The 25,618-nt window shown below is 44.6% G+C and carries 24 protein-coding genes and 2 pseudogenes; 15 read left to right on the plus strand and 11 right to left on the minus strand.

The window, feature by feature from the left end:
* The first annotated feature begins 2 nt into the window (after positions 1–2).
* From ACHBID_RS02830 to ACHBID_RS02850, 5 genes and pseudogenes are all read left to right on the plus strand, one after another.
* Positions 3–1,667 (plus strand): DAK2 domain-containing protein, encoded by a 1,665-nt coding sequence (locus ACHBID_RS02830; RefSeq protein ID WP_394731627.1) that lies wholly within the window; start codon positions 3–5, stop codon positions 1,665–1,667.
* A gap of 158 nt (positions 1,668–1,825) precedes the next feature.
* On the plus strand, positions 1,826–2,116 hold the full coding sequence (gene rpsF, locus ACHBID_RS02835; RefSeq protein ID WP_105111495.1) for a 30S ribosomal protein S6: 291 nt from the start codon (positions 1,826–1,828) through the stop codon (positions 2,114–2,116).
* A gap of 11 nt (positions 2,117–2,127) precedes the next feature.
* Positions 2,128–2,622, plus strand: a complete 495-nt coding sequence (locus ACHBID_RS02840; RefSeq protein ID WP_002942409.1) for a single-stranded DNA-binding protein — start codon at positions 2,128–2,130, stop codon at positions 2,620–2,622.
* A 31-nt stretch (positions 2,623–2,653) separates the two neighbouring features.
* Positions 2,654–2,893, plus strand: coding sequence for a 30S ribosomal protein S18 (rpsR, locus tag ACHBID_RS02845; protein ID WP_002939250.1), 240 nt, complete (start codon positions 2,654–2,656; stop codon positions 2,891–2,893).
* A gap of 202 nt (positions 2,894–3,095) precedes the next feature.
* Positions 3,096–3,413, plus strand: a pseudogene (locus tag ACHBID_RS02850) (transposase); the annotation flags it as partial.
* A gap of 68 nt (positions 3,414–3,481) precedes the next feature.
* Here ACHBID_RS02850 and ACHBID_RS02855 read toward each other — a convergent pair.
* From ACHBID_RS02855 to ACHBID_RS02865, 3 genes are read right to left on the minus strand one after another with little or no spacing between them, the layout of a single operon-like run.
* Positions 3,482–4,264, minus strand: a complete 783-nt coding sequence (locus tag ACHBID_RS02855) for an ABC transporter permease (RefSeq protein WP_105122490.1) — start codon at positions 4,262–4,264, stop codon at positions 3,482–3,484.
* Between the two features lies 1 nt (position 4,265).
* The gene (locus tag ACHBID_RS02860; protein WP_105122491.1) at positions 4,266–5,045 is read right to left on the minus strand and encodes an ABC-2 family transporter protein; all 780 of its coding nucleotides are present in this window, start codon (positions 5,043–5,045) and stop codon (positions 4,266–4,268) included.
* Positions 5,038–6,021: an ATP-binding cassette domain-containing protein gene (locus ACHBID_RS02865; RefSeq protein WP_105122492.1), complete on the minus strand. Its 984-nt coding sequence runs from the start codon at positions 6,019–6,021 to the stop codon at positions 5,038–5,040. The genes ACHBID_RS02860 and ACHBID_RS02865 overlap by 8 nt, the downstream gene beginning before the upstream one ends.
* A 208-nt stretch (positions 6,022–6,229) precedes the next feature.
* Here ACHBID_RS02865 and ACHBID_RS02870 point away from each other — a divergent pair, with 208 nt between their 5' ends.
* Both ACHBID_RS02870 and ACHBID_RS02875 read left to right on the plus strand, forming a co-directional pair.
* Positions 6,230–7,123, plus strand: a complete 894-nt coding sequence (locus ACHBID_RS02870) for an ABC transporter ATP-binding protein (protein WP_394731628.1) — start codon at positions 6,230–6,232, stop codon at positions 7,121–7,123.
* Positions 7,120–8,337, plus strand: a complete 1,218-nt coding sequence (locus ACHBID_RS02875) for an ABC transporter permease (protein ID WP_105122494.1) — start codon at positions 7,120–7,122, stop codon at positions 8,335–8,337. Before ACHBID_RS02870 ends, ACHBID_RS02875 begins: the two co-directional genes overlap by 4 nt.
* Before the next feature lie 70 nt (positions 8,338–8,407).
* Here ACHBID_RS02875 and ACHBID_RS02880 read toward each other — a convergent pair whose 3' ends face one another.
* The 6 genes and pseudogenes from ACHBID_RS02880 to ACHBID_RS02905 form a co-directional block, all read right to left on the minus strand.
* Positions 8,408–9,478, minus strand: coding sequence for a DUF4097 family beta strand repeat-containing protein (locus ACHBID_RS02880; RefSeq protein WP_105122495.1), 1,071 nt, complete (start codon positions 9,476–9,478; stop codon positions 8,408–8,410).
* Positions 9,475–10,230, minus strand: a complete 756-nt coding sequence (locus ACHBID_RS02885) for a DUF1700 domain-containing protein (protein ID WP_105122496.1) — start codon at positions 10,228–10,230, stop codon at positions 9,475–9,477. Before ACHBID_RS02885 ends, ACHBID_RS02880 begins: the two co-directional genes overlap by 4 nt.
* Positions 10,217–10,543 carry a PadR family transcriptional regulator gene (locus ACHBID_RS02890; RefSeq protein ID WP_105111503.1) on the minus strand — a complete coding sequence of 109 codons (327 nt, stop codon included), beginning with the start codon at positions 10,541–10,543 and terminating at the stop codon, positions 10,217–10,219. Before ACHBID_RS02890 ends, ACHBID_RS02885 begins: the two co-directional genes overlap by 14 nt.
* 180 nt (positions 10,544–10,723) lie before the next feature.
* A pseudogene (locus ACHBID_RS02895) lies at positions 10,724–11,164 on the minus strand (formate/nitrite transporter family protein); the annotation flags it as partial.
* 159 nt (positions 11,165–11,323) lie between these two features.
* The gene (locus tag ACHBID_RS02900) at positions 11,324–11,983 is read right to left on the minus strand and encodes a DUF1129 domain-containing protein (RefSeq protein WP_105111504.1); all 660 of its coding nucleotides are present in this window, start codon (positions 11,981–11,983) and stop codon (positions 11,324–11,326) included.
* 15 nt (positions 11,984–11,998) lie between these two features.
* Positions 11,999–12,943, minus strand: a complete 945-nt coding sequence (locus ACHBID_RS02905) for a magnesium transporter CorA family protein (protein ID WP_105111505.1) — start codon at positions 12,941–12,943, stop codon at positions 11,999–12,001.
* Positions 12,944–13,311: 368 nt separating this feature from the next.
* Between ACHBID_RS02905 and uvrA the strand changes: the two genes are divergently transcribed.
* From uvrA to nusB, 5 genes are all read left to right on the plus strand, one after another.
* A complete protein-coding gene (gene uvrA, locus ACHBID_RS02910) occupies positions 13,312–16,137 on the plus strand; it encodes an excinuclease ABC subunit UvrA (protein WP_222292748.1) in 2,826 nt (941 codons plus the stop codon).
* 95 nt (positions 16,138–16,232) lie between these two features.
* Positions 16,233–17,294, plus strand: coding sequence for a M24 family metallopeptidase (locus ACHBID_RS02915; RefSeq protein ID WP_394731629.1), 1,062 nt, complete (start codon positions 16,233–16,235; stop codon positions 17,292–17,294).
* Positions 17,295–17,357: 63 nt separating this feature from the next.
* Entirely contained in the window at positions 17,358–17,915 is a 558-nt protein-coding gene (efp, locus tag ACHBID_RS02920) for an elongation factor P (RefSeq protein ID WP_105122500.1), read from the plus strand.
* Between the two features lie 26 nt (positions 17,916–17,941).
* Positions 17,942–18,334, plus strand: a complete 393-nt coding sequence (locus ACHBID_RS02925; RefSeq protein ID WP_105111510.1) for an Asp23/Gls24 family envelope stress response protein — start codon at positions 17,942–17,944, stop codon at positions 18,332–18,334.
* Positions 18,324–18,743, plus strand: coding sequence for a transcription antitermination factor NusB (gene nusB / locus ACHBID_RS02930; RefSeq protein ID WP_394731630.1), 420 nt, complete (start codon positions 18,324–18,326; stop codon positions 18,741–18,743). The genes ACHBID_RS02925 and nusB overlap by 11 nt, the downstream gene beginning before the upstream one ends.
* 200 nt (positions 18,744–18,943) lie before the next feature.
* Here nusB and ACHBID_RS02935 read toward each other — a convergent pair whose 3' ends face one another.
* Positions 18,944–19,909 carry a LacI family DNA-binding transcriptional regulator gene (locus ACHBID_RS02935; protein WP_105111512.1) on the minus strand — a complete coding sequence of 322 codons (966 nt, stop codon included), beginning with the start codon at positions 19,907–19,909 and terminating at the stop codon, positions 18,944–18,946.
* Positions 19,890–21,344, minus strand: coding sequence for a sucrose-6-phosphate hydrolase (locus tag ACHBID_RS02940; RefSeq protein WP_394731631.1), 1,455 nt, complete (start codon positions 21,342–21,344; stop codon positions 19,890–19,892). The genes ACHBID_RS02935 and ACHBID_RS02940 overlap by 20 nt, the downstream gene beginning before the upstream one ends.
* Positions 21,345–21,548: 204 nt before the next feature.
* Here ACHBID_RS02940 and ACHBID_RS02945 point away from each other — a divergent pair, with 204 nt between their 5' ends.
* The 3 genes from ACHBID_RS02945 (at position 21,549) to manA (ending at position 25,520) form a co-directional block, all read left to right on the plus strand.
* Positions 21,549–23,495 carry a sucrose-specific PTS transporter subunit IIBC gene (locus tag ACHBID_RS02945; protein WP_172008914.1) on the plus strand — a complete coding sequence of 649 codons (1,947 nt, stop codon included), beginning with the start codon at positions 21,549–21,551 and terminating at the stop codon, positions 23,493–23,495.
* Positions 23,496–23,585: 90 nt separating this feature from the next.
* Entirely contained in the window at positions 23,586–24,467 is an 882-nt protein-coding gene (gene scrK / locus ACHBID_RS02950) for a fructokinase ScrK (protein ID WP_174852623.1), read from the plus strand.
* Positions 24,468–24,578: 111 nt separating this feature from the next.
* Positions 24,579–25,520 (plus strand): mannose-6-phosphate isomerase, class I, encoded by a 942-nt coding sequence (gene manA / locus ACHBID_RS02955; protein WP_394731633.1) that lies wholly within the window; start codon positions 24,579–24,581, stop codon positions 25,518–25,520.
* Positions 25,521–25,618: the final 98 nt, after the last annotated feature.

Genomic DNA, 25,618 nt, shown 5'->3' on the forward strand with positions numbered 1-25,618 from the left:
TTGTGTCTAAAATTACTACTAGTTTATTTCAAGAAATGGTGCAGGCAGCATCAACTCGTCTGAATAAACAAGCTGAATACGTCAACTCACTTAATGTTTTCCCTGTTCCAGATGGGGATACTGGTACCAATATGGGTATGACCATTACCAATGGAGCCAAAGAAGTTGCGGATAAGCCAGCAAATACAGTTGGTGAAGTCGCTCAAATCTTATCAAAAGGTTTACTCATGGGTGCTCGCGGAAACTCTGGCGTTATTACGTCACAATTGTTCCGCGGTTTTGGCCAGTCTGTTAAAGGCAAGGTTGAATTAGATGGTAAGGATTTGGCACAGGCCTTCCAACATGGTGTAGAAGTGGCTTATAAGGCCGTTATGAAGCCAGTTGAGGGTACCATTTTGACCGTTTCTCGTGGTGCAGCGACGGCTGCCCTAAAAAAAGCAGAAGAAACAGATGATGCCATTGAAGTCATGCGTGCAACTCTTGAAGGTGCCAACCGTGCCCTCAAGAAAACACCTGATATGCTTCCAGTCTTGAAAGAAGTTGGGGTTGTTGACTCTGGTGGTCAAGGTCTTGTTTATATCTACGAAGGTTTCTTGTCAGCTTTGACTGGTGAATACATTGCTTCTGAGGATTTTGAAGCAACTCCAGCAGTCATGACAGAAATGATTAATGCAGAACACCACAAGTCAGTTGCTGGTCATGTAGCGACTGAGGACATTACCTTTGGTTACTGTACGGAAATCATGGTTGCCCTTCGCCAAGGTCCTACTTATGTGAAAGACTTTGATTATGAAGAATTCCGTAACTACCTCAACGACCTAGGAGATTCACTCCTTGTAGTCAATGATGATGAAATTGTAAAAGTTCACGTCCATACAGAAGATCCAGGCTTGGTTATGCAAGCAGGTCTCCAATATGGTAGCTTAGTCAAGGTAAAAGTAGACAATATGCGTGAACAACATGAAGCGCAAGTTGAAAAAGAAGAAGCCTACCAAAAACCAGCTGAGCAAAAAGAATACGGCATTATCGCTGTTGCAGCTGGAGAAGGATTGACAGAGATCTTCAAATCACAAGGCGTTGATTATGTGATTTCAGGTGGTCAGACCATGAACCCTTCAACAGAGGATTTTGTCAATGCTATTGAATTGGTCAATGCTCGCAATGTCATCTTGTTGCCAAACAACAAGAACATCTTGATGGCGGCTCAGACTGCAGCAGAAGTTGCTGAAGTGGCGGTTAAGGTGGTAGAAACCAAGACTCTACCACAAGGCTTCACTAGCTTGCTTGCCTTTGATCCAAGTCGTGATTTGGACAGCAACTTTAAAGCGATGACGGCATCACTTGCAGAAGTGAAAAGTGGTAGCGTGACAACTGCAGTCCGTGACACAACTATCGATGGTCTGGAAATTCATGAAAATGATAACTTGGGTATGGTTGATGGCAAGATTGTGGTTTCTAATCCAGATATGATGGAGACGCTTGTTGCTACCTTTGATAAAATGTTGGATGAAGATAGTGAAATCGTGACTATCTATATTGGTGAGGATGGTGACGAGGATACAGCACAAGCCCTTGCTGATCAATTGGAAGAGAAATTTGAAGATGTAGAGGTTGAAATCCATCAAGGAAACCAACCAGTCTATCCATATCTATTTAGTGTAGAATAATCCATGAGAAGAGCAGTCTGACTGTTCTTTTCTTGTGTATTTTGTGGATGTTTTTCTTGCTATTTGGTCCAAATATGATATAATAGTTTCTTGTGAGTATCCCTCACTTCCCACAGGCTAGGACCTGGGGGCATTAGACCAAAAGGAGGAACATATCAATGGCTAAATACGAAATTCTTTATATTATTCGTCCAAACATTGAAGAAGAAGCTAAAAACGCTTTGGTAGCACGCTTTGACTCTATTTTGACTGACAACGGTGCAACAATCGTTGAATCAAAAGCATGGGAAAAACGTCGCCTTGCCTACGAAATCCAAGATTTCCGTGAAGGTTTGTACCACATCGTTAACGTTGAAGCGACTAACGACGAAGCTCTTAAAGAGTTTGACCGTTTGTCAAAAATCAACGGCGACATTCTTCGTCACATGATTGTGAAACTTGACGCGTAAGAAGGTTTTATATGATAAATAATGTAGTATTGGTTGGTCGTATGACCCGCGATGCAGAACTTCGTTACACTCCGTCAAACCAAGCTGTTGCGACTTTTACACTTGCAGTTAACCGTAATTTTAAAAATCAAAATGGCGAGCGTGAAGCGGACTTTATCAACGTAGTTATCTGGCGTCAACAAGCTGAAAATTTGGCGAATTGGGCTAAGAAAGGTGCTCTCATTGGCGTGACTGGTCGCATTCAGACCCGTAGTTACGACAATCAGCAAGGGCAACGCGTTTATGTAACTGAGGTAGTTGCTGAAAGTTTCCAACTCTTGGAAAGCCGTACTGCCCGTGAAGGTCAAGGTGGCGGATATTCTGCTGGTAATTCATTTGCTGGTGGCAATGATTACAATTCACCTTATCAAGCACCTGCACAATCTACACCGAACTTCGCTCGAGAAGAAAGTCCATTTGGTGCATCAAACCCAATGGATATTTCAGACGATGACCTACCATTTTAGGTCGATACTAAATATATAAAGGAGAAAACACATGGCTCAACAACGTCGTGGCGGTTTCAAACGCCGTAAAAAAGTTGACTATATCGCAGCTAACAAAATTGAATATGTTGATTACAAAGATACTGAGCTTCTTAGCCGTTTCATTTCTGAACGTGGAAAAATCCTTCCACGTCGTGTAACTGGAACTTCAGCTAAAAACCAACGTAAAGTAACAACAGCTATCAAACGTGCTCGCGTTATGGCATTGCTACCATTCGTAAACGAAGATTAAAAAAATGACCCCAACGGGTCATTTTTTCTTGCGCTCTAGAAATGTGTAAAGCGCAATGACAGAGTGGACCATTTTTTCATGAGCTTGAAAATATGAGAGCGAATTAGGAGCTTCAAAGCCCTATTTAGCTAGCCCCCTAGAAACTAGATAGGTTCAACACTGATAGGTCGTTTTTACTTGTGCTCGTTAAACTTGAGAAGCACAATTGCGCAGTGAGGAGATTGAACGCCTCTTTGGGACAGCCAACGAGTACCACAATCTTCGTTATACAAGAGAGAAAGGCAAGTCCAAAATGGAAGATAAGGTTGGACTGACTTTGGCGTGTTTAAATCTCAAGAAATTGGTAAAAATGAGGGCAGGGAAGCCTTTTTATATTGTACAAATAGCCACGATTCTGGCAAAAAGACCGACTATCAGACCAATAAACAGAAAAAGACAAACATCAATCGAGATGTTTGTCTTCATTCTGTGGCTAGCTGTCGCTAGCTTTTATCTCCAACTTGAGCAAGTCTATCCGTAGACTTGTTAATGACAGCCGACTCTGGTCGCCTCTATCTCCAACTTGATGGAGCATCTCCCCGGGCTCCGTCAACCACCAACACTCGTAAACTTGGTCATACCATAGCGGAAGAGTTTATAGTTAATCGTAAAGATGATGGCAACAACGAGGGGGAGTGCGAGGCCCCACATGGAGAGGTCCAGGAAGTAGAGGGCTGGGAAGTAGGCGGTAAAGGCATAGGGAAAGACAAAAATCAGTAGGAATTGAATGACTTTTGGATAGATATTGAGCGGGTATTGGGCCATTTGGTTGAGTGCGAAAATCCCCATGGTGAGAGGGAAGGATTCCACGATCCAAAAGGCAAGAGCTGTTGGTCCCAGCTGAATTGCCGCATAGAGCAGACCGATGCAAATGGCAATAAAAACCAACAGGAGAATCTTCCAGACAGACCATTCCAAGCCCAAAATCTGCGAAGACTGCCAGAGAGCCACGCCACCAATCATCGTCGTACCGATGCCCTGAGGCTGAATTCGTTCGCAGACCAGCTGAAAGAGCGGATTGACCGGCAAGAGCAAGAGGCGTTCAAACTCCCCCCGACGAATGTAGCGGCTACCGAACATCCACAGATTATCAAAGAAAATCAAGTGGACCGACCGCCCCACCGTTGCCATTCCATAGATAAACAGCATCTGCCCGTAGTTAAAGCCTGCAATCTCCTTGATATTACTAAAAAGGACATTGAGGAAAATCAAATAGACCACCTGCTCCACCAAAGATGAGACCAGACCGATGAAAAAATCTACCCGAAAAGACATCTGGGCCATCATGAAGACCTTGACATTGTACAAATAAAGACCTATATACTTTTTCATCCTAGCCTCCAAAAATGACAATTTTTCGCTTGGCTTGGGACCATAGAGCCGCGATAAAGCCAGCAAGGACAGGCAACCAGAGCAACTGCAAGCCCAGCAAGGACAGGTCAGTTTCTCTGCCTAAGAGAATAGAAATAGGCACATTGATTGCATAGTTATAGGGCATGAAACTCAAGACTTTTTCGACTTTTTCAGGGTAAAAGCTTAGCGGTAAGAGGGCTCCGGATGACAGGTTGAAGAGTCCCATGCGTAGCAGCATGACTCCCCAAGCATTGACCGTAAAGAAAGTCGCAAAACCAAAAGCCAAGTCTAAGAATTGCACAATAAACATTCCCAAGATAGCAGATAGGAGAAAGACTAATATAGTCTTTCCATCTGGTAGGTAAAAATCACTCTGCACCAAGAGGATGATGAAAAAGACCACCAAAAACTTGAAGAGTTCAATCAATTTTGTCCCTAAATCCTTGAAGAAGAGGGAGAGGATAAAAGAGTAGGGCCGCAAAAATTCCCCAGCAATCTGCCCTTGCAAAATCGAGTGGGACAGGTCTTCACCGATTGAAAAGGAGTTGAGGCTTGCCAGAAGGCTAGCGAAGATGATATAGGTGGTGAAGGTCTGGAGGGTGTAACCATTGACCTCAGGCTGTGTGAAGAAAATAGTCTTCCAGACAAAGAGAGACACCAAAATCCGTGCTAGCACAGATACGAAAGAAGCCAGGAAAAAGGCCTTGTACTGCAGGGCTGTCATCATAGTCAGCCGTGTCATGTAGAGGTACTTATGCATGAATGCCCTCCTCGTAAATCTGACGGACAATGGACTCAATTTCCAGCTCCTTCATGGTCACATCATCGACCTCGATCTGCTCAAAGACCAAGGTGATGACCTGGGCACTGGTCCATTGGTTAGCCTGATAGTGAATGTCGAAGTGGTAATCATCCTTGCGGTCAAATTCCAGACCAGTCGCCTGAATATCTTTGGTCAGCGGATGCTCGGTAGAAAAACTAATGGTTTTGATTTGAGAAAATCGCTCCTTGAGCTGACTGAGTGAGCCGTCGTAGACTTTTTTTCCCTTATCGATGATGAAAATCCGCTCGCAGAGGGTTTCAATGTCCTTCATATCGTGGGAAGTAATCAAGAAAGTCGTGCCGTGCTCTTCATTCATGTAGCGAATAAAAGAACGAATGGTCTCCTTGACACTAGCGTCCAGGCCGATGGTTGGCTCGTCCAGAAAGACCACAGAAGGCTGGTGGAGAAAAATAGCCGCAAATTCACAGCGGACCCGCTGTCCCAGAGACAGATTGCGGATGGACTGCTTCATAATGTCTGCCAAATCCAGCAAGTCAATCAAGCGTGCCAGTCGTTCCTGAAAAACCGCCTCAGGTACATCATAGATTTTGGCATGGAGAATAAAGGACTCCTGCACAGGCAGGTTCCAATCCAGATGTGATTTCTGCCCAAAAAGGACACCGATCTGCTTGTTGACCGCTTTGCGATTATCCTTGGGAACCAGGCCGTTAATGGTGACCGTGCCCTCATCGGCGTGTAGCACCCCCGTCAACATTTTAATCGTAGTTGACTTGCCGGACCCGTTGGATCCGATATAGCCGACAATCTCTCCCTTCTGAATGGACAGGGAGATGTCCTGCACCGCCTGAATGGTTTTTTTCTTGGGCTTGAAGAAGGCCTTAATTGAGCCTTTTAGCCCCACCTCCTTATCGACCACGTAGTAGGTTTTGGATAAATGCTGCGCTTCTATCATAATGATCTCCTTGAGAAAACGTTTGCGTAATCATTATATCACGATTTATTCGCCTGTGATGATGAAAATATAAGAAAATAGCGAAGGATTTTCTGAAAAAAGCAGAGAAGATTTCTGTTCTGTTATTTTTTATCATTTTTTCCATGCATTATTTACAATACCAAGAAAAAGGTGTACAATAAAAGCAATCAATTCTAAGGAGGTTGAGATGTTAGAAGTTCGTCGCTTATGTAAAAGTTACGGGACCAAGGAAGTCTTGAAGGACATTTCCTTTACTATTCCATCTGGAATCATCTGTGGTTTGGTAGGGAAAAATGGTGCAGGAAAAACTACTTTCTTCCATTCCTTACTAGGATTTGTCAGCTACGAGGGAGAGATTGCCCTTGACCAGCAGGCTGTCACGCCAGACTTGTTTTCAAAAATCGGCTATCTACCAGAAGAGCGGAGCCTCATGCCCAAGCTTTCTGTTTTTGAACAGGTCAGGTATTTGGCTAGCCTTAAGGGGATGGCCAGCAAGGAAGTGGCTGAAAAACTACCGTTTTGGATGGAAAAGTTGGAAGTCAAGGGCAAGGTGACAGACAAGATTAAAAGCCTATCCAAAGGAAACCAGCAAAAGATTCAGTTGATTGTAACTTTGCTCCATGAACCAGACCTGATTATTTTGGATGAGCCCTTTTCTGGGTTGGACCCTGTCAACACCGCCCTCCTAAAACGTGTGATTTTAGAGGAAAAGGAGCGCGGGGCAACCATCATCTTTTCAGATCATGTTATGACCAATGTGGAGGAACTCTGTGACCAACTCTTGATGATCCAAGATGGGCAGCTGGTCTTGAATGGAGGCATTCAGGATATTCGTCGGCAGTTTGGTCGGACCCGCCTCTTTGTTTCCTCGGATATTCCGAGAGAGCAGCTAGAAGGCCTGCCCCATGTCCTCTCTGTTCAAATGACCAATCACGATAAATGGCGCCTTGTCCTAGACGATGAAGCAGCAGGTCCAGAGCTCTTCCAGTTGATCAGTGGTGGTCACTATCTGGCAACCTTTGACCAGCAGGCGCCAACCATTGATGAAATCTTTAAAATCAAATCGGGGGTGGCAGAATGAAATCTTTTATCCTAGTCGCAAAAGAGACCTACCTACGGCAGGTCAAATCCTGGTCCTTTGTTTTTATGGTCCTATCCCCTTTCCTCTTTCTCGGCATATCTTTGGGAACAGGCTATCTAACAAGCTCTAGCATGGATGCTGGGTCGGAAAAAATTGGTCTCGTAAGTGAGGACTTTATGGCCCAAATGGCCTTTGCGACACTTGACTTAGACTTGGTTCTTGTGACAGAAGAAGAGGCCAAGCAGCAGCTTTCAGAAGAAGAGTTGGAAGGCTATATCAAGGTCGCAGTAGTGGACCAGCAGTACCAGGCGACCTATCATGGAAATGAGGTCCCTTCTCAATCCGTTCAGCAAACCTTCCAGTCTATTCTAGAGAGCTTGCAGCAGCAGCTCAATGAAGCAAATGCTCAATTGACACCAACTCAGCTTGAATTTCTAGCCATCCAGCCTTCCTATGTGGAGGAAGTTGGTGACCAAGAGGGGCTGGAAAAAATTGGACAGATGATTACCTTCTTTGGCTTGATTTTCCTCATGTACATCATGACTATTGTTTATGCTTCTACAACTGCCCAGGAGGTAGCCAGTGAAAAGGGAACGAAAATCATGGAAGTGATTTTCTCTAGTGTTCCAGCCTGGACCTATTTCTATGGTCGCATCTTTGGCATCTTCCTCGTCATTGCGACCCATTTGGGTGTCTATCTTGTAGGTGGCATCTTGGCCTATCACCTAGCAGGACAATTGGAATTGACCAAGGAAATCTTTGAGTCAAACCAGGTCTTGGTGCAAGCTGTTTTAGACAACTTGGACTGGACCATGATTCTCTTTGCTATTTTCGGTCTGCTCCTAGGAGTAACCCTGGCTTCCTTGTGTGGTTCTCTTGTGGTGAGGCCAGAAGATGTCAACAAGGCTGTGCAACCGGTTATCTATCCGATTATCATCGGCTTTTTAGGGGCCATGACCTTTGGGCAACAAGCACAAGAACATATGGTGGTGAAAATCGGATCGTTTATCCCATTTTTATCCTCCTTCTTTATGCCGATTCGCCAGATAAATGGCTGGGCAAGTAATTGGGAGACCTGGCTATCTTTCTTCATTCTCGCAGCGACCACGATTGGCGCAATCGTCTTTATAGGCAAATCCTATGCAGGCTTGATTTTACAGACCGATGATATCGGCTTTTGGAGAAGCTTGAAGAAAGGCTTAACGAGCAAGTAAGTCTGCCTACAATAGAACGAAAAGACCAACTTAGGAATCCTAAGTTGGTCTTTGTTATCTGTTCGGTCATTTATTTTGGATCACGGAGGTTGATAGTCGCGTTGGTTGCTTCAACGGTTAATTTGTTTTTGCTTTCTTTTTTTTCAACAGTCAGACTAAAACCATCTTCTGTTTCCTTGACCTCTAGTTTTTCATACTGGTCTCTTGTAAAAATACCAATGTCATTCAACTGACTTTCGTCAATCAGACTTGATTCGCTTTGGGCAGTTTCCCACTCTTCATCTGACTCGTAGTAGTAGCCCATAAATTCGCCTAGACTTCTCAAGTCAAGCTTATTTTGAATCTGGAGGTTGATGTCTGCTAATGATTGGTCAGTCAAATCGATATTGGTCACGGTATAAGCTCGGTCTTCGTGTGGGAGGAATTTGTTGTCTCCTAGGAGAGTTCCTTCAATCAAATCCAGTTGGCCATAGTTTTCAACAGAAACATTTTCGAGCTGGGTCTGATAGAAATGGATATTGTCACCTTGTGCAGAGATAGTGGTATTTTTAATCGTTGATTTACTGATATTTGTATAGTAACTACTTACAGTACCTGAATCCAATTGGACATTGTTGAGATAGAGCATCCGGCCCTGCTCGACGGTCATTTCCTTGATATGGACATTTTCAATGTAGAGACTATCGAAGTAGCTATTATAGGTATTGTTACTGATGAGTCTGTCCAGTTGCTTACCTGTTGGAACTTCAATGGTAACAGAGTAGATGTCAATAGTGTCATCGGCTAATCTTTCCCCGAGAACCTGCATGATACCTTGAATGGACAGTTGGGGATTTTTTGAGCTGAGAGCCAGGATGCCATTTTTCTCAGTGACTTCAACTGTGTTGTGGGTGTTATTTTTTGAGTTGGCATAGGACACATGGAAGAGTCCATCGGTTGATTCCTTGATCGTAACTGAATGTGGAAGATCTTTAATCTGGATTTCTGATAGGGAAGTATAGGATGTTTGAACCTGATTTGGCTTTGCGATTTCTTCCAGGCGGTTGAGACCCCCAGAGAAAAATCCAATTCCAACCAGAATCAAGCCAGAAATCAAGCTGACAAAGCCCGTGATGAGGGCGATCGTAAGTTTCTTTTTCATGCTCGTTTACCTCGTTTCAAGATCCATTGGAAGAAGGTTTTGACCAAGCGCCATGCCCAATAGGTGAAAAATCCGGTCAAAAGGTAGAGTAGGATTGCCGCACCAAACAAGGATATGCCAGCACCAAAACCCATGATGAAGACATTGAATCCTTTTGATAGCAAGGTAAATCCTTCCCAAATCAAGGAACCACCAGTAACCATCAAGCCGACTCCTAAACCAAATGCACCAATGATGAAGGCGACAATTATTAATATCAAGCCCAACAAGGCCCCGATCATCAAGAGAAGAAGAGGGATAGTGATCGGAAGGGTAATCAGAGCAAGACTGGCCAACCAAACTGTTTTCCGTGTATGTTTCAATTGCTCTAAGTTTTTACCGATGTAAAAAGCTGCGCTGATAGTGACCAGGAAGATCCCCATGATTCCAAGCAGTGGTTCAACAAAGAGGAAGAAGGTAGAAATGAGAAGGGCAGCGCTCAAAAAAGCTAGGGTAAGCAAGAAACGCTTGTCTTGTGGACTGGTCACATCTTGTGTTGGAGCTGTATCTTCTAATTGACGGTTGAGCATGTTGTTGATCAGTTCATTGGCTGCTTCCTTAGGAGACCCCAACTCTTCCATGATATCGGCTTCACGTTCAGGACCTGCCTCGTCAAAGTATTCTTCAAAAAAGTTTTTGGCTTCCAAGTATTCCTTGTGGGGCAACTTTTTCAAATGTTTTTCAAGTTGCTCCATGTACTCAGTTCTTGTCATGGCGGACACTCCCTTCTATGATGCCGTTGATAGTAGTCGTATAGATATCCCAATCTTCTTTCAGTTGGACCAATTCTTCATGGCCTAGCTGGGTTAAACTATAATATTTCCTCATCCGTCCTTGAAATTCCTGAGAATAGGTGGTCAAGAGATCCTGTTGTTCCAAGCGTTTCAGAATGGGATAGAGAGCGGATTCCTTTATGTTGGAAATCAGCTTGATGGTCTGACAGATCTCATAGCCGTAGGAATCATTGGATTCTAAAATGGCCATAATGAGAAATTCCGTCAGCACTGCAGGTACGGGAAAATGCATGCGGCTCACTCCTTTCGATGATGATCGCCTTTTAAGTTGATATTTGCTATATACTGATTTTTGTATATATCAAAATTCTCTATATATAAAATATACACCCACTAAAATAAATTGTCAAGTCATTTGAGAGAAATTTTTTCAAAAAAAAAATAGGACTGGCATTCCAGTCCATTTTGTGGTTTAGTCCACATAGAGTTTTGATTTATTGCTGAGCCAGCTGTAAAGGAAGCCAATCAGGATACCACCGCCGACGAAGTTTCCAAGACCTGAGAAGAGGAAGTTGATCAATACGCTCATCACCGTCATTCCCTCGACAGCTCCGCCATTTGCAAAGAAAGCAAGAGAGAAGGTTGAGAAGTTGGCAATCACGTGCTCAAAGCCCAAGAAAGCAAAGATGAAGATGATAAAAATGAGGGAGATTACGCGTCCAGCGTCGTCCTTCATCCGCATAGAAATGAAGACAGCGATGTTGACCACGATGTTGGCAAAGATCCCTTCGACAAACTGAGTTAATGGAGTCTTCATCAGCTTGGCTGTCGTTGCTTGGAGCAGGTAGTTATGCTCGTCCAGGTGGCCAACCTTCGTGTTACATAAAATGAATGAACAGATGTTACATCCCAGCTTTGGAAGCCAACAGCTGGGATGTATAAAATATATTTCGTATCACACCGAAATGGAGTGTAGATTATATCGTAGGTGGATCGGATAACCCGAGCACTTTCTATGACGGCTACAACGCGTCGCTTGCAAGTTTGCAACAGTTGAAATGGAATTGAATGATTATTGCACAGGCTGCATGGCGTTGCGGATATTGTATTTCTTTTTCAAGAGATAGCGGATTCCGAAGGCAATAGCACAGATTAAGATAGTGAGAATTGGATGAGGAATTGGGTTGAGGTTGGCTGGAACTAGGGCAGCCAGGAAGAAGACTGCAGACCAGGCCAAAGTTGCCACACCCAGGAACAGAATGGCCTTGAGTAGATTTGGTCGTTTACCGGTTTTAGCTTGCTCTCTGTAAACAAAGTGGTACATGAAGTACATACCTGCACCCACACCGAATCCGATAACCAGCAGGGTCACCAAACCATACTGAGCGCCTTGATTAAAGAGATTCATCAGACCATTGATACCGGCAATGATGGCCAACATAAAGAGACTAGAGTCCAGCCACATGAGCCATGGATTTTCATTGTATTCGACCGTTTCTTGCTTTTCTTGGCTGGGAGCAGCAGACTTGCTTGCGGCCCATTCACTAGGTGCACCAAAAAGACTACGGGCAGTTTGGCCTGTTTTTTGCTTTTCGATGATGGTCGGCAGGATTTCTTCCAAAAGCCCCTTGATTTCGGCATCCGTCTTGCCATCCTTGATCAATTGGTTGGTAGCAATGTGGATAAATTCCTGGTTTTTCTTGGTTAATTCTTTAAATTCTGTAAATGACATAGCAATCTCCTTGGATTAGAACCATTTCTTTCTTATGAAATAGAAGGTTAGTGATAAACTGATAGCAAAGGCAAACAAGATAATCCACCAGAAGGCATGGGGAATATCATTGAAGGGAATAATATTGTCCTTGAAGTTCATGCCGTAAGCCGAGAAGACCATGGTCGGTATGGACATGACGATGGTCATGAGGGCCAGGGTTTTCATAATGGTATTCTGGTTGTTGGAAATGATTGAGGCAAAGGCATGGGTCATGGAGTTCAGGATAGAACCATAGATGTCCGCCATCTCAATAGCCTGTTGGGTTTCGACCAGGGTATCTTCCAGCAAGTCCTCATCCTCCTCGTATTTGCGGAGGAGGCGGGTGGAGCTGGCCAGTTTTTTGACCAGGCGTTCATTGGTTTTGAGAGAGGCCTTGAAGTAGACGATAGTTTTTTCCAATTCCATGAGGACAATCAGTTCTTCATTTCGAGTGGCTTCGTGGAGCTGTTTCTCGATTTCCTCACTCTTTCGGTCAATGGTCCGCAGGGCAGACAGGTAGAGCTGGGCATTTCGATAGAGAATTTGGAAAACGAAGCGTGACTTCATAAAGGTAAAGAAGTTGCGCAGGCGTCTGTGGATAAATTGATCAAAGAGCGGCAGTGGCTCTAAACAGGTCGTGATAATGGCGTCATCTGTCAGGATAATACCAAGCGGAATGGTGATATAGTAGGTCTTGTTATTCCGCTCTTCCAAGATGGGAACGTCGACGACAATCAAGGTGTAGTCATCTTCGACCGTGATACGAGAAGTTTCTTCTGCATCGAGCGGTGCCCTCAGATCGGCGATATCAATCTTGTAATGCTCGGACACTTCCATGGACTCACTCTGGGAGGGGTTGACCAAGTTGATCCAAGCGCCTGGTTCAAAGGTTTGGATTTCTTCTAAATCAGTCATCGTTGATAGAAAAATCTGTTTCATATTAGTGCCCTCCTTTTCATTCTTGCATGTAAACGTACCCTTTATTATACCAAAAAATGCAGGAATACGGAATGATTTTTTTGAAGTGTGATATAATGGGGTATATTTTATGCTGGATAGGATGCGTGCCTATTTATAGCTGATTTTGAAAGGAACTGAACACGCCCTATACGCTGTTTGAAAAATTGTTGGTTTCTTCATGTTTAAGCGTGTGGAACTGGCTTCTGCGTCGTAGACATCTGTGCTTTCTTCGGTTTTCGACCTGTGAAAGCACTAGTTGTCTTGACGGGGGTGCGTCTTCGAAATCACAGATTTCGGACTTACCGCCTATTTTCACCGTGCGTTTTACGGGCTCTATATCTTAAATTATGCAAGAAAATATTGTGATTCATGGGGCGCGTGCCCATAATTTGAAAAATATTGATGTGACCATTCCGCGTGAGAAGTTGGTGGTGGTGACTGGTTTGTCGGGGTCTGGTAAGTCGAGTTTGGCTTTTGATACTCTGTATGCCGAAGGCCAACGTCGTTATGTGGAGTCTTTGTCTGCCTATGCTCGTCAGTTCTTGGGCAACATGGACAAGCCTGATGTGGATTCCATAGAGGGGCTCAGCCCTGCTATTTCCATAGACCAAAAAACAACCTCGCGGAATCCGCGTTCGACGGTTGGAACGGCAACAGAAATCAATGACTATCTCCGCTTGCTTTATGCTCGGGTAGGGGTGCCTTACTGTATCAATGGGCACGGGGCCATTGCGGCTTCTTCGGTGGAGCAGATTGTCGATGAGGTTTTGGAATTGCCAGAACGCCAACGTTTGCAGATTCTAGCACCGATTGTTCGCAAGAAAAAGGGTCAACACAAGACCATTTTTGAGAAGGTGCAGAAGGATGGCTATGTGCGGGTCCGTGTCAATGGGGATGTCTATGATGTGTCTGAAGTGCCTGAATTGTCCAAGAGCAAGGCTCATAATATTGAGGTCGTGGTCGATCGAATTGTCATCAAGGAGGGCATTCGTTCTCGCTTGTTTGATTCGATTGAGGCTGCTCTTCGAATTGCGGACGGTTATGTCATCATTGACACCATGGATGAGAAGGAACTGCTGTTCTCTGAGTACTATGCCTGCCCAGTTTGTGGTTTTACAGTGCCCGAGTTGGAGCCTCGTCTTTTCTCTTTCAATGCTCCTTTTGGATCTTGTAGCGATTGTGACGGTTTGGGCATGAAGCTGGAAGTGGATACGGATTTGATTGTCCCAGATGCCAGCAAGACCCTGCGTGACGGTGCCTTGGCTCCTTGGAATCCTATTTCTTCCAACTACTATCCTCAGATGTTGGAGCAGGCCATGAACCACTTTGGTGTGGACATGGACAAGCCTTTTGAGGAATTGACGGAAGAGGAGAAGAACCTGATTTTCAACGGTTCTGACGGAAAAGAATTCCATTTCCATTATGAAAATGAGTTCGGTGGGGTGCGTGATATCGATATTCCCTTTGAAGGCTTGATTACCAATATCAATCGCCGCTACCGTGAAACCAACAGTGACTATACGCGGACAGTCATGAAGACATACATGAACGAATTGACCTGTGGAACCTGCCACGGCTATCGCCTCAATGACCAAGCCTTGTCTGTCAAAGTCGGTGGCGAACAGGGACTGCATATCGGGCAGTTATCTGACTTGTCCGTAGCGGATCATTTGCAAGTCATTGAAAATCTGACCTTGTCTGAAAATGAAGCGACGATTGCGACGCCCATTGTCAAGGAAATCAAGGATCGCCTTTCCTTCCTTAACAACGTTGGTCTAAATTACCTAACGCTTTCACGAGCAGCAGGTACGCTTTCGGGTGGTGAGAGCCAGCGGATTCGTTTGGCGACCCAGATTGGGTCCAACCTGTCAGGTGTCCTCTATATTCTGGATGAGCCGTCGATCGGTCTGCACCAACGGGATAATGACCGCCTTATTGCCAGTCTTAAGAAAATGCGTGATTTGGGAAATACCCTGATTGTGGTAGAACACGATGAGGACACTATGCGTGAGGCAGACTGGCTGATTGACATCGGTCCAGGTGCGGGTGTCTTCGGTGGAGAAATCGTGGCTTCTGGAACGCCTGCCCAAGTAGCTAAAAATAAGAAATCCATTACAGGCCAGTACCTGTCTGGCAAACGTGAAATTCCAGTTCCTTTGGAACGTCGTGTTGGTAATGGTCGATTCCTGGAGGTAACAGGTGCCAAGGAAAACAACCTGCAAGATGTGACTGTTCGTTTCCCGCTTGGAAAATTTGTAGCGGTGACAGGGGTGTCTGGCTCAGGCAAATCAACCCTGGTCAATTCCATTTTGAAAAAAGCTATTGCTCAGAAACTCAATCGCAATTCGGACAAGCCAGGTAAGTTCAAGTCCATTTCAGGAATTGAACACTTGGATCGCTTGATTGATATTGACCAAAGCCCGATTGGACGGACACCGCGTTCCAACCCAGCCACCTATACAGGTGTTTTTGACGATATTCGGGACCTCTTTGCCCAGACCAATGAAGCTAAAATCCGTGGCTACAAGAAAGGACGCTTCTCCTTTAACGTCAAAGGTGGTCGTTGTGAGGCTTGTTCTGGTGACGGGATTATCAAGATTGAAATGCACTTCCTGCCAGATGTTTTTGTTCCTTGCGAAGTCTGTCATGGACACCGTTACAATTCTGAAACCTTGGAAGTACATTACAAGGAGAAAAATATCGCCCAAGTCCTTGATATGACCGTCAATGATGCGGTCGAGTTCTTCAAACACATTCCGAAGATTGAACGGAAACTTCGCACCATTCAAGATGTAGGTTTGGGCTACGTTACTCTAGGTCAGCCAGCAACGACCCTATCAGGTGGGGAAGCCCAGCGGATGAAGTTGGCTTCTGAACTCCACAAGCGGTCAACTGGTAAATCCTTGTATATCTTGGATGAGCCGACGACAGGTCTGCATACGGAGGACATTGCCCAGTTACTCAAAGTCTTGGCTCGCTTTGTTGATGATGGCAATACCGTGCTGGTCATCGAGCACAATCTGGATGTCATCAAGACAGCTGACCACATTATCGACATGGGACCAGAAGGCGGTGTCGGAGGTGGTACCGTTGTTGCGACAGGAACACCAGAAGAAGTAGCAGCTAACCCAGCTAGCTTTACAGGCCAGTATTTGAAAACTAAGTTGAAGTAAAAAGTCGCCAAGCGGCTTTTTCTTGTTTGCTGGAAGTTTATTGGTAATTCTGTGCATTTCTGCTATAATAGTTACAATATCTTTGGAGGTAGGTTATGCAAAAACGACTTGAAAAACTTCGTGGAAAAATGGCAGAGCAGTCGATAGAGGCTCTCTATGTGACCAATTTGAAAAATGTTTATTATTTGACAGGATTCTGGGGGTCGGCAGGAGTGGTGCTGATTACACCTAGCCGCCAGGTTTTGATTACAGATGACCGCTATATCACCTACGCCCAATCTGTTGTCACAGACTTTGAAGTGATTTCCAATCGAGATGAGTTGGGAACGGCAGCTGGTTTGGTCAAGGACATGGGCATCAAGGAAGTGGCCTTTGAGGATGAGATTTCAGTAGCCTATTTCAAATCCATGGAAGCTGTCTTTGCTGGAACGACTCTTAGACCAACAACCAATCTGATTGCGGATCTGCGGATGATTAAGGATGCGGCAGAGATTGCCACCATTCAGCGAGCTTGTCAGATTTCAGACCAGGCATTTATTGACGCTTTAGACTTTATCAAACCAGGTAAAACAGAGATTGAAATTGCCAATTTCTTGGACTTTCGTATGCGGGAAATGGGGGCAGAAGGGGTGTCCTTTGATACCATTGCTGCTTCGGGTTACCGCTCTGCTATGCCCCACGGACGTGCGTCCAATAAGGTAATTGAGGCTGGTGAGGCTTTGACGCTGGACTTTGGCTGCTTGTATGACCACTATGTCAGCGATATGACGCGGACGGTCTATGTCGGTTCGGTTAGTGATGAAGAGCGAGAGATTTATGAAACCGTTCTGGCGGCGAATCAAGCCTTGATTGCGACGGCTAAGGCGGGTATGGAATACAAGGAGTTTGACGGTGTCCCACGTCGTGTCATCGAGCAGGCTGGTTATGGTCCTTACTTTACCCACGGTATCGGGCACGGTATGGGCTTGGATGTCCACGAGTATCCCTACTTTAGCCGAACGGCTACGGATACCATTCAGGCGGGTATGGTCTTGACTGATGAGCCGGGCATTTATCTCGAGGGCAAATACGGTGTCCGTATCGAAGACGACCTACTAATTACGGACACGGGTTGTAAGGTGTTGACTTTGGCCCCCAAAGAATTGATTGTCATTTGAGAAATCTGTCAGTTTGTGGTAAAATAAACCGAATAAATAAAATTTGAAGAGGTATTCAATACAATGATTGAAGCAAGTAAACTTAGAGCAGGTATGACCTTCGAAGCAGAAGGTAAGTTGATTAAGGTTTTGGATGCAAGTCACCACAAGCCAGGTAAGGGCAATACCATCATGCGTATGAAATTGCGTGATGTGCGTACAGGTTCAACTTTTGACACGACCTACCGTCCAGATGAGAAATTTGAACAAGCTATCATCGAAACCGTCCCAGCTCAATACCTTTACCAAATGGATGACACTGCCTATTTCATGAATACTGAGACTTACGACCAGTATGAAATTCCAGTAGCAACAATTCAAGAAGAATTACTTTACATCTTGGAAAATTCTGACGTGAAAATCCAATTCTACGGAACGGAAGTGATTGGTGTTACTGTTCCAACTACTGTTGAGTTGGTGGTTGCAGAAACCCAGCCATCTATCAAAGGAGCGACTGTAACAGGTTCAGGTAAGCCAGCAACCATGGAAACCGGTTTGGTTGTAAACGTGCCAGACTTCATCGAAGCAGGTCAAAAACTCGTTATCAACACAGCAGAGGGAACTTACGTATCACGCGCTTAATTGCCCCTCTTAGAAAAGGAGAGCCTATGACAACAGAATACCAAGGCGAAATCGTTATTGCACCACGCGTTCTTGAAGTAATTACAGGCATTGCAGCAGCAAAAGTTGAGGGGGTCCATTCTCTTCAAAATAAGCGGGTTGCAGATAGCCTGTCAAAATCATCTCTCAACAAGGGTGTCTACCTTCATACAGATGAGGAAGGGCAAGTGACGGCTGATATTTACGTTTACCTGGAGTATGGCGTCAATGTCCCTGCTGTATCAATGGATATCCAGCGAGCTGTCAAGACTGCTGTCTTTAACTATGCAGAGGTGGAGTTGGCTGCGGTTAATATCCACGTCAACGGCATCGTTCCAGATAAGACACCAAAACCAGCCCTGAAAGACTTGTTCGGAGAGGATTTCCTCGATGAAGAATAATAGACATGCCCTGCGGAAGTGCGCTTTGCAGGCGATTGTATCCCTAGAATTTGGCCAAGAGCCTGTCCAGGCTGCTCAATTTTCTTACCTCTATGACCGTGAGGAAGAGACAGAAGGTGTGGAAATTCCTCTCTTTCTCCTCAACTTGGTCAATGGTGTGGCAGCCTATCGAGAAGAATTGGACAAGGAATTGTCTAGCAAGCTCAAGTCTGGCTGGACCCTGGACCGTTTGACCTTGATTGATAAAAATATCATGCGTTTGGGCTTATTTGAAATTCAATATTTCCAAGAAACACCAGACCGCGTCGCAGTCAATGAGGCCATCGAGCTAGCCAAGGAATTTTCAGACGAGTCATCCGCTAAATTCGTAAACGGCGTATTAAGCCAATTTATCCAAGAAGAAGCCTAATCAGGTTTCTTTTTTTCGTTTCTTTTTGAGTTGGAAAAGGGAGATTACTCTCAGAAAGAATTCAGCCCACCTGACTTAATAAACGCTCAGTTTCGGAAGGATGCCATGAAATGTTCAGAGTTGACTAGTTTGGCTGTTTGTTGGATGATACAGGAGAAGTAGAATTTGACAAAAAAGACAAGCATTACACAATACTTGTCTTATATACTAGCTCCGGCGGATAGGCTGACTGGCAAAACGTAGTTCCGTTTATCCAGTTCCTTGCCCTCGATTTTATCAATCAACAAATCCACCATCAATTTGGCGATGTCAGTCAATGGCTGCTTAATGGTTGTCAGCTGTGGGTAATAATTTTCAATGAAATAAGTCCCATCGTAGCCAATCAATTTGAGGTCTTGCGGAATAGTCAAATTGAGCGATTGGGCAACGTTCCAGACCAGCATAGCTGTCAAATCGTCTGACACAAAGATGCCGTCGGGGGCGTGCTTTTCCAGAATGGACTTGATTTCCATTTCCTTGCGAATGGGTGTAAAGTCGCTGGCAACGTGATAGACGGTTTCATCTGGTAAGACGGAGAGGAAACCAGACCGACGCAGACCAGTAGGGGAGTCGGAATTATCATTCCCCGAAATCATGATAGGTCGTTTGCAGCCTGCCTTTTTCAGGGTTTGGGCCGCCAAGACTCCTCCTCCGTGGTTATCAGAAGAGACAACGGGAATAGTAGGAGAGAGATTGCGGTCAAAGGCAATAATTGGGGCGGAAACCCGGTCATAGTCCTTGATACCCAGGTTGTGACTGCCCGAGATGATGCCGTCAACCTGATTGGCCGCTAACATCTCTAGATACTCTCTTTCCTTGTCCGATTCATGCTGGCTGTTGCAAATAATGGTCTTATAACCTCGGTTGAAGAGTTGGCTTTCCAGGTGTCCAATCAGCTCGGCATAGAAAATATTATTGATAGTAGGGAAGATGAGTCCGACCAGCTTGGCCGATTTTCCCTGCAAGCTCCTCGCCAAATTGTTGGGCTTGTAGCCCAATTCCCGCATGGCATCCTGCACTTTTTTGACAGTTTTTTCTGACAAGTAGCCTTTTTTATTGATGACGCGGGACACGGTTGTGGGACTGACACCGGCTAGGGCAGCAACATCAGTTAGTTTTGCGACCATAATCTAAATGGTAGTAAGTTCCGGTTGGGTTGCCACTGGTAATGGCAATGCCATTTTGATCAGCATCAGGGAAGACGCGACCAGAAAATACTTTTTCTCCTTTATTGATGAAAATTTCAAAGACAGACTTGTCTATGAAAATATTGGCAGTCAAAGCTCCAGACTCAATGTCACAAGTTCTGCTTGTTCCATATTCAAGGGCAAAGGGCTGACCACAATGTTCGCGGTCCAAGCTAATCTGTCCCTTTTCTGTATCAACTGTCAGCACCAAGCCTTTTTGGTCTGCATTGGCAAAGAGGACGATTTCATGCTTGCCATTGGCAGCAAAGTCCAGCTCCAATTCGTAGACATTGTTGGTTTCTTTTTTCGCTGAAAATGGCTGTGCTTCTTGACGAAGGCTTGTGATGGCTTCAACAGGGTACTGGTAAAGTTTACCGTCCTTGATAGACAATTCTTTGACTAAGGACAAGCAACCTTGATAATCATAAGCATCCGTAGGATATGCCACATCTGGCAGGGCCAACCAGCTGACAGATAAGGTGCGACCTTCTGGTGCGTTAAATGCCTGTGTTGCATAGCACTCAAAACCGTAGTCAAGGTTGATTAACTCACTCGGTGCTACAATTTTTCCTGTTTCAGGGTCAAATGCCTGGCCAATCTTGTACATATTTGGATAGATGTTGCCGTAGTCCAGAACAGACTTGTCCAGACCCTGTGGGCAGTAGAGCAGGACGGGTTGGTCACCGACGAAGGCAATGTTTGGACATTCCATCATGTAGGCCGTCAGGTCATTTTCAAAATCCAAATCCGCCACATAGGTCCAATTGAGGTAGTCGTTGTTTTCAGCCTTGTAGAGCTTAACAATCCCCTTCAAATCCAGATTTTGTCCACCGACGATGGCGTAATATTGTCCCTTGTAGTTGAAAATCTGTGGGTCACGGAAATGGTCTGTCGTGTCCTCTGGCTGCTCAATCAAGACCTTGTCAATCTTCTCGATCTTGCCATCCTTGTCCATGAGGGCGCCAATCTGATAGGTGTGGCGTTGCCAATTTTCATCGCGGACATTTCCTGTATAGAATAAAAAGAGTTTATCGCCGAATTCCATAGCAGAACCAGAGTAGGCACCGTGGCTGTCCAGAGGCGTGTCAGGGTAGACAACTGTACCAGTCGGCTCAAAATGCACCAGGTCAGTTGACTCAGTATGGACCCAAGATTTGAGACCGTGAGCTGCACCAAATGGGAAATACTGGTAGAAGAGGGTCCATTTTCCATTAAAGTAAGAAAAACCATTAGGGTCATTGAGCAAACCGTGAGGTGTTTCGATGTGGAAGTTAGTTCTCCAAGGTGAGCTTGCAGTATTTTGTTTAATTTTTTCAATGTATTCTGGCGACCAGTCAGCATAAGCTCGGTAGCGCTCTTCAGTTGTAAAAGCCATTTGTCTACTCCATATCTTCTAATTATTCATTTAATATAGTAAACGTTTTCTTGAAAAAAATCAAGCTTTTACTGTGATTCTTGGAATTTTTTAAAAAAATCTGCAAAACGTTTGACATATTCGTAAAAACCATATATAATAAAAACATCGAAAGAGTGAAAACACTTTCAATAATAAAAATATACAAAAAGGAGATTTTTGTAAATGGATTATAAAAAAGTTTCTGCCGAAGTGATCGAAGCGGTTGGGAAAGATAATCTAGTTGCGGCAGCACACTGTGCTACTCGTCTTCGTTTGGTTCTGAAGGATGAATCCAAAGTGAACCAAAAAGCCCTCGATGACAATGCAGATGTCAAAGGGACATTCAGTACGAATGGTCAGTATCAAGTTATCATCGGACCTGGTGATGTAAACTTTGTATATGCAGAGCTCATCAAGGCTACAGGCTTAAAAGAAGTTTCAACAGATGATTTGAAACAGATTGCAGCGCAAGATAAGAAGTTCAATCCATTGATGGACTTAATCAAGCTCTTGTCAGATATCTTTGTGCCAATCATTCCGGCTCTCGTTGCTGGTGGTCTATTGATGGCGCTTCGTAACTTCTTGACTTCCCCAGATTTATTTGGTCCAAAATCAATTGAGGAAATGTATCCTGCTATCCAAGGCATTTCTGCGATGATTCAATTGATGTCAGCAGCTCCATTCATGTTCTTGCCAGTCCTTGTAGGTATCTCCGCTGCGAAACGCTTTGGTGCAAACCAATTCCTCGGTGCGGCTATTGGTATGATCATGACCACTCCAGATTTGGGTGGTAAAGAAGCTTTTTGGGATATTTTTGGTTTCCAAGTAGCTCAAACAAACTATGCATATCAGGTTATTCCAGTTCTTGCAGCAGTTTGGCTTCTTGCGACGCTTGAAAAATTCTTCCACAAGAAGTTGCCATCAGCAGTTGACTTTACATTCACACCATTATTGTCAGTAATGATTACAGGTTTCTTGACATTTACATTCATCGGTCCTGTGATGTTGACTGTATCTGATGCGATTACTAACGCAATTGTTTGGTTGTACGATACAACTGGTGCGTTGGGTATGAGTATCTTTGGTGGTACTTACTCATTGATCGTAATGACTGGTCTTCACCAATCATTCCCAGCCATCGAGACACAACTTTTGTCTGCTTACAACAATAATGGTACAGGATACGGAGACTACATCTTTGTAGTTGCTTCAATGGCTAACGTTGCACAAGGTGCTGCAACTCTTGCTATTTATTTCTTGACAAAAAATGCAAAAACAAAAGGTTTGTCCGGTTCAGCAGCAGTTTCTGCCTTCCTTGGAATTACAGAACCTGCCCTCTTCGGGGTTAACTTGAAGTACAGATTCCCATTCTTCTGTGCTCTTGCAGGTTCGGCTATCGGTGCCCTCTTTGCAGGTTTGACTCATGTTATCGCTGTATCTCTTGGGGCAGCAGGTTTTATTGGCTTCCTCTCAATCAAAGCATCTTCTATCCCAATGTATGTAGTTGCTGAGTTGATTGCTTTTGCTGCAGCCTTTGCCTTTACTTACGTTTATGGTAAGACAAAAGCATCAGCAGTTTTCGCTGATGAAGCAGCAACAGCTGCTGCGGCAGCAGTGACAGCGTCTGTAGTTGAAACTTCAGAAAAAGTTGAAGAAACTGCAGAAATCTCTACTGCACAAGAAACTCTTGTATCTCCACTTTCAGGTGACGTTGTAGCTCTTGAAAATGTGAACGACCCAGTATTCTCATCAGGTGCTATGGGTAAAGGTTTGGCAGTTAAGCCAACTGAAGGTGTTGTCTATGCTCCAGCGGATGCAGAAGTAACCATCGCTTTTGAAACAGGCCATGCCTACGGTTTGAAAACAGCGACTGGTGCTGAAATCTTGATTCACATCGGTATCGATACAGTTTCTATGAACGGTAACGGTTTTGAGAAATTGGTTGCTGCTGGTGACAAGGTAAAAGCTGGTACACCACTTGCTAAATTTGACGCAGCGAAAATTGCTGAAGCAGGTCTTGATGATACAACCATGATCATCGTGACAAACACTGCAGACTTTACAGAAGTAGCTCCACTTGCTGAGGGTACAATCGCTCATGGTGCGGACTTCTTGAAAGTTGTTAAATAATCCGTAAAATAAGCACAGAAAAAGGCGGTAAGCCTTTTTCTTCTATTTCTATCTATGGTATAATGAAAAAAACAAAAAGGGAGAAAATTCATGACAAAATTATACGGAAGCTTGGAAGCTGGTGGTACAAAGTTTGTTTGTGCGGTTGGTGATGAGAATTTCCAAGTAATTGAAAAAACGCAATTTCCGACAACAACGCCCTATGAAACCATTGAGCGTACGGTAGAATTTTTCAAACGCTACGAAGATCGTTTGGCTGGGATTGCTATTGGTTCGTTTGGTCCGATTGATATTGATCAAAACTCACAAACCTATGGCTATATCACTTCAACGCCAAAACCTCATTGGTCAAATATTGACTTGCTGGGCTTGATTGCAAAAGAATTCAACATTCCTTTCTACTTTACGACAGATGTAAACTCTTCTGCTTTTGGTGAGACCTTGGTGCGCAAGGGTGTGAAGAGCCTGGTTTATTATACGATTGGTACAGGTATCGGTGCTGGGGCTATTCAAAATGGTGAGTTTATCGGCGGTCTCGGCCATACCGAAGCAGGTCATACTTACGTTGCACTCCACCCTTACGATGTAAAAAATGAATTCAACGGCGTTTGTCCTTTCCACAATGGCTGTTTGGAAGGTCTGGCAGCTGGTCCTTCCTTGGAAGGTCGTACAGGCATCCGCGGTGAGTTGATTGAGCTCAACTCTGATGTCTGGGATGTACAGGCTTACTATATTGCCCAAGCCGCAGTGCAGGCAACACTTTTGTATCGTCCGCAAGTCATCGTTTTCGGTGGTGGTGTGATGGCGCAGGAGCACATGCTTAACCGTGTCCGTGAGAAATTTACAGGCCTCATGAATGACTATCTGCCAACACCAGATGTCAAGGACTACATCGTGACACCTGCTGTTGCGGAAAATGGTTCTGCGACACTCGGAAACTTTGCTTTAGCCAAAAAAGTAGCTGAAAAATAAGTCTGACATAAGAGAGAAGCTTGGCTCTGCCAGGCTTTTCTGTGGCTCTTCATTGGCATTTATTGGGAAATTTGATAAGATAGGGCTAGAAGAATTGAGAAGGAGACTATTATGGCACAACCATTATTTTTAAACTCCGTCATGCAGGAAAAAATCTGGGGTGGGAATCGTTTAGAGACCGAATTCGGTTATGAAATTCCCAGCCAGACGACCGGTGAATTTTGGGCCATTTCGGCTCATCCCAACGGCGTTTCCGTCGTAGCCAATGGCGATTACAAGGGTACTCCCTTGGACAAGTTATATGCGGAGCGTCGTGATTTATTTAGCGACAGTGACTGTCCAGTTTTTCCGCTTTTGACCAAAATTCTGGATGCCAATGATTGGTTGTCTGTTCAGGTTCATCCGGACGATAGCTATGCTTTAGAGCATGAGGGCGAATTGGGAAAGACTGAGTGCTGGTATGTGATTGCGGCGGATGAGGGAGCTGAGATTATCTACGGTCACGAGGCCAAGAGCCGTCAAGAATTGGCCCAGATGATTGAGGACAAGGAGTGGGAAAAATTGTTGACCCATGTGCCGGTCAAGGCAGGTGACTTTTTCTATGTGCCAAGCGGAACCATGCACGCTATCGGCAAGGGAATTATGATTTTGGAAACCCAGCAGTCCAGCGACACGACCTATCGGGTCTATGATTTTGACCGCAAGGATGATGTTGGCAACCTCCGTGATCTCCATATCCAGCAGTCTATTGATGTCCTGACCATTGGTGAGCCAGCAAACAGCCACCCCGATACTATTGAAGCTGGGGCGTTGAGGGCCACAACTTATGTCAGCAATGAATTTTTCACGGTTTACAAGTGGGAAATCGAGGGTGCGGTCATTTTCGAAAAACAAGCTCCCTACTATCTAGTCAGCGTCCTTGATGGTGTAGGCGAATTGCAGGTTGATGGTCAAGTCTACGAGATTGAAAAAGGAAGCCACTTTATTTTGCCAAGCAATGTGCTGGAATGGGAATTTTCAGGGCAATTGGAAATGATAGTTAGTCATCCATAGAATCTGGAAGGCAGTCCTGCTAAGGGGCTGTTTTCTTTGTGAAAAGCGTGTTTGAGAGTTGTTCCAACCTTGAAAAAAACCAAATCTTGTGCTAGAAT

The organism is Streptococcus sp. A25 (genome assembly GCF_043674095.1).
GTDB lineage: Bacteria > Bacillota > Bacilli > Lactobacillales > Streptococcaceae > Streptococcus > Streptococcus suis_V.

Bases quoted from the DNA above. Each gene is read 5' to 3' on its own strand.
- rpsF (WP_105111495.1), top strand. From the start codon at position 1,826: ATGGCTAAATACGAAATTCTTTATATTATTCGTCCAAACATTGAAGAA.
- ACHBID_RS02840 (WP_002942409.1), top strand. From the start codon at position 2,128: ATGATAAATAATGTAGTATTGGTTGGTCGTATGACCCGCGATGCAGAA.
- rpsR (WP_002939250.1), top strand. From the start codon at position 2,654: ATGGCTCAACAACGTCGTGGCGGTTTCAAACGCCGTAAAAAAGTTGAC.
- ACHBID_RS02855 (WP_105122490.1), bottom strand. From the start codon at position 4,264: ATGAAAAAGTATATAGGTCTTTATTTGTACAATGTCAAGGTCTTCATG.
- ACHBID_RS02860 (WP_105122491.1), bottom strand. From the start codon at position 5,045: ATGCATAAGTACCTCTACATGACACGGCTGACTATGATGACAGCCCTG.
- ACHBID_RS02865 (WP_105122492.1), bottom strand. From the start codon at position 6,021: ATGATAGAAGCGCAGCATTTATCCAAAACCTACTACGTGGTCGATAAG.
- ACHBID_RS02870 (WP_394731628.1), top strand. From the start codon at position 6,230: ATGTTAGAAGTTCGTCGCTTATGTAAAAGTTACGGGACCAAGGAAGTC.
- ACHBID_RS02875 (WP_105122494.1), top strand. From the start codon at position 7,120: ATGAAATCTTTTATCCTAGTCGCAAAAGAGACCTACCTACGGCAGGTC.
- ACHBID_RS02880 (WP_105122495.1), bottom strand. From the start codon at position 9,478: ATGAAAAAGAAACTTACGATCGCCCTCATCACGGGCTTTGTCAGCTTG.
- ACHBID_RS02885 (WP_105122496.1), bottom strand. From the start codon at position 10,230: ATGACAAGAACTGAGTACATGGAGCAACTTGAAAAACATTTGAAAAAG.
- ACHBID_RS02890 (WP_105111503.1), bottom strand. From the start codon at position 10,543: ATGCATTTTCCCGTACCTGCAGTGCTGACGGAATTTCTCATTATGGCC.
- ACHBID_RS02900 (WP_105111504.1), bottom strand. From the start codon at position 11,983: ATGTCATTTACAGAATTTAAAGAATTAACCAAGAAAAACCAGGAATTT.
- ACHBID_RS02905 (WP_105111505.1), bottom strand. From the start codon at position 12,943: ATGAAACAGATTTTTCTATCAACGATGACTGATTTAGAAGAAATCCAA.
- uvrA (WP_222292748.1), top strand. From the start codon at position 13,312: ATGCAAGAAAATATTGTGATTCATGGGGCGCGTGCCCATAATTTGAAA.
- ACHBID_RS02915 (WP_394731629.1), top strand. From the start codon at position 16,233: ATGCAAAAACGACTTGAAAAACTTCGTGGAAAAATGGCAGAGCAGTCG.
- efp (WP_105122500.1), top strand. From the start codon at position 17,358: ATGATTGAAGCAAGTAAACTTAGAGCAGGTATGACCTTCGAAGCAGAA.
- ACHBID_RS02925 (WP_105111510.1), top strand. From the start codon at position 17,942: ATGACAACAGAATACCAAGGCGAAATCGTTATTGCACCACGCGTTCTT.
- nusB (WP_394731630.1), top strand. From the start codon at position 18,324: ATGAAGAATAATAGACATGCCCTGCGGAAGTGCGCTTTGCAGGCGATT.
- ACHBID_RS02935 (WP_105111512.1), bottom strand. From the start codon at position 19,909: ATGGTCGCAAAACTAACTGATGTTGCTGCCCTAGCCGGTGTCAGTCCC.
- ACHBID_RS02940 (WP_394731631.1), bottom strand. From the start codon at position 21,344: ATGGCTTTTACAACTGAAGAGCGCTACCGAGCTTATGCTGACTGGTCG.
- ACHBID_RS02945 (WP_172008914.1), top strand. From the start codon at position 21,549: ATGGATTATAAAAAAGTTTCTGCCGAAGTGATCGAAGCGGTTGGGAAA.
- scrK (WP_174852623.1), top strand. From the start codon at position 23,586: ATGACAAAATTATACGGAAGCTTGGAAGCTGGTGGTACAAAGTTTGTT.
- manA (WP_394731633.1), top strand. From the start codon at position 24,579: ATGGCACAACCATTATTTTTAAACTCCGTCATGCAGGAAAAAATCTGG.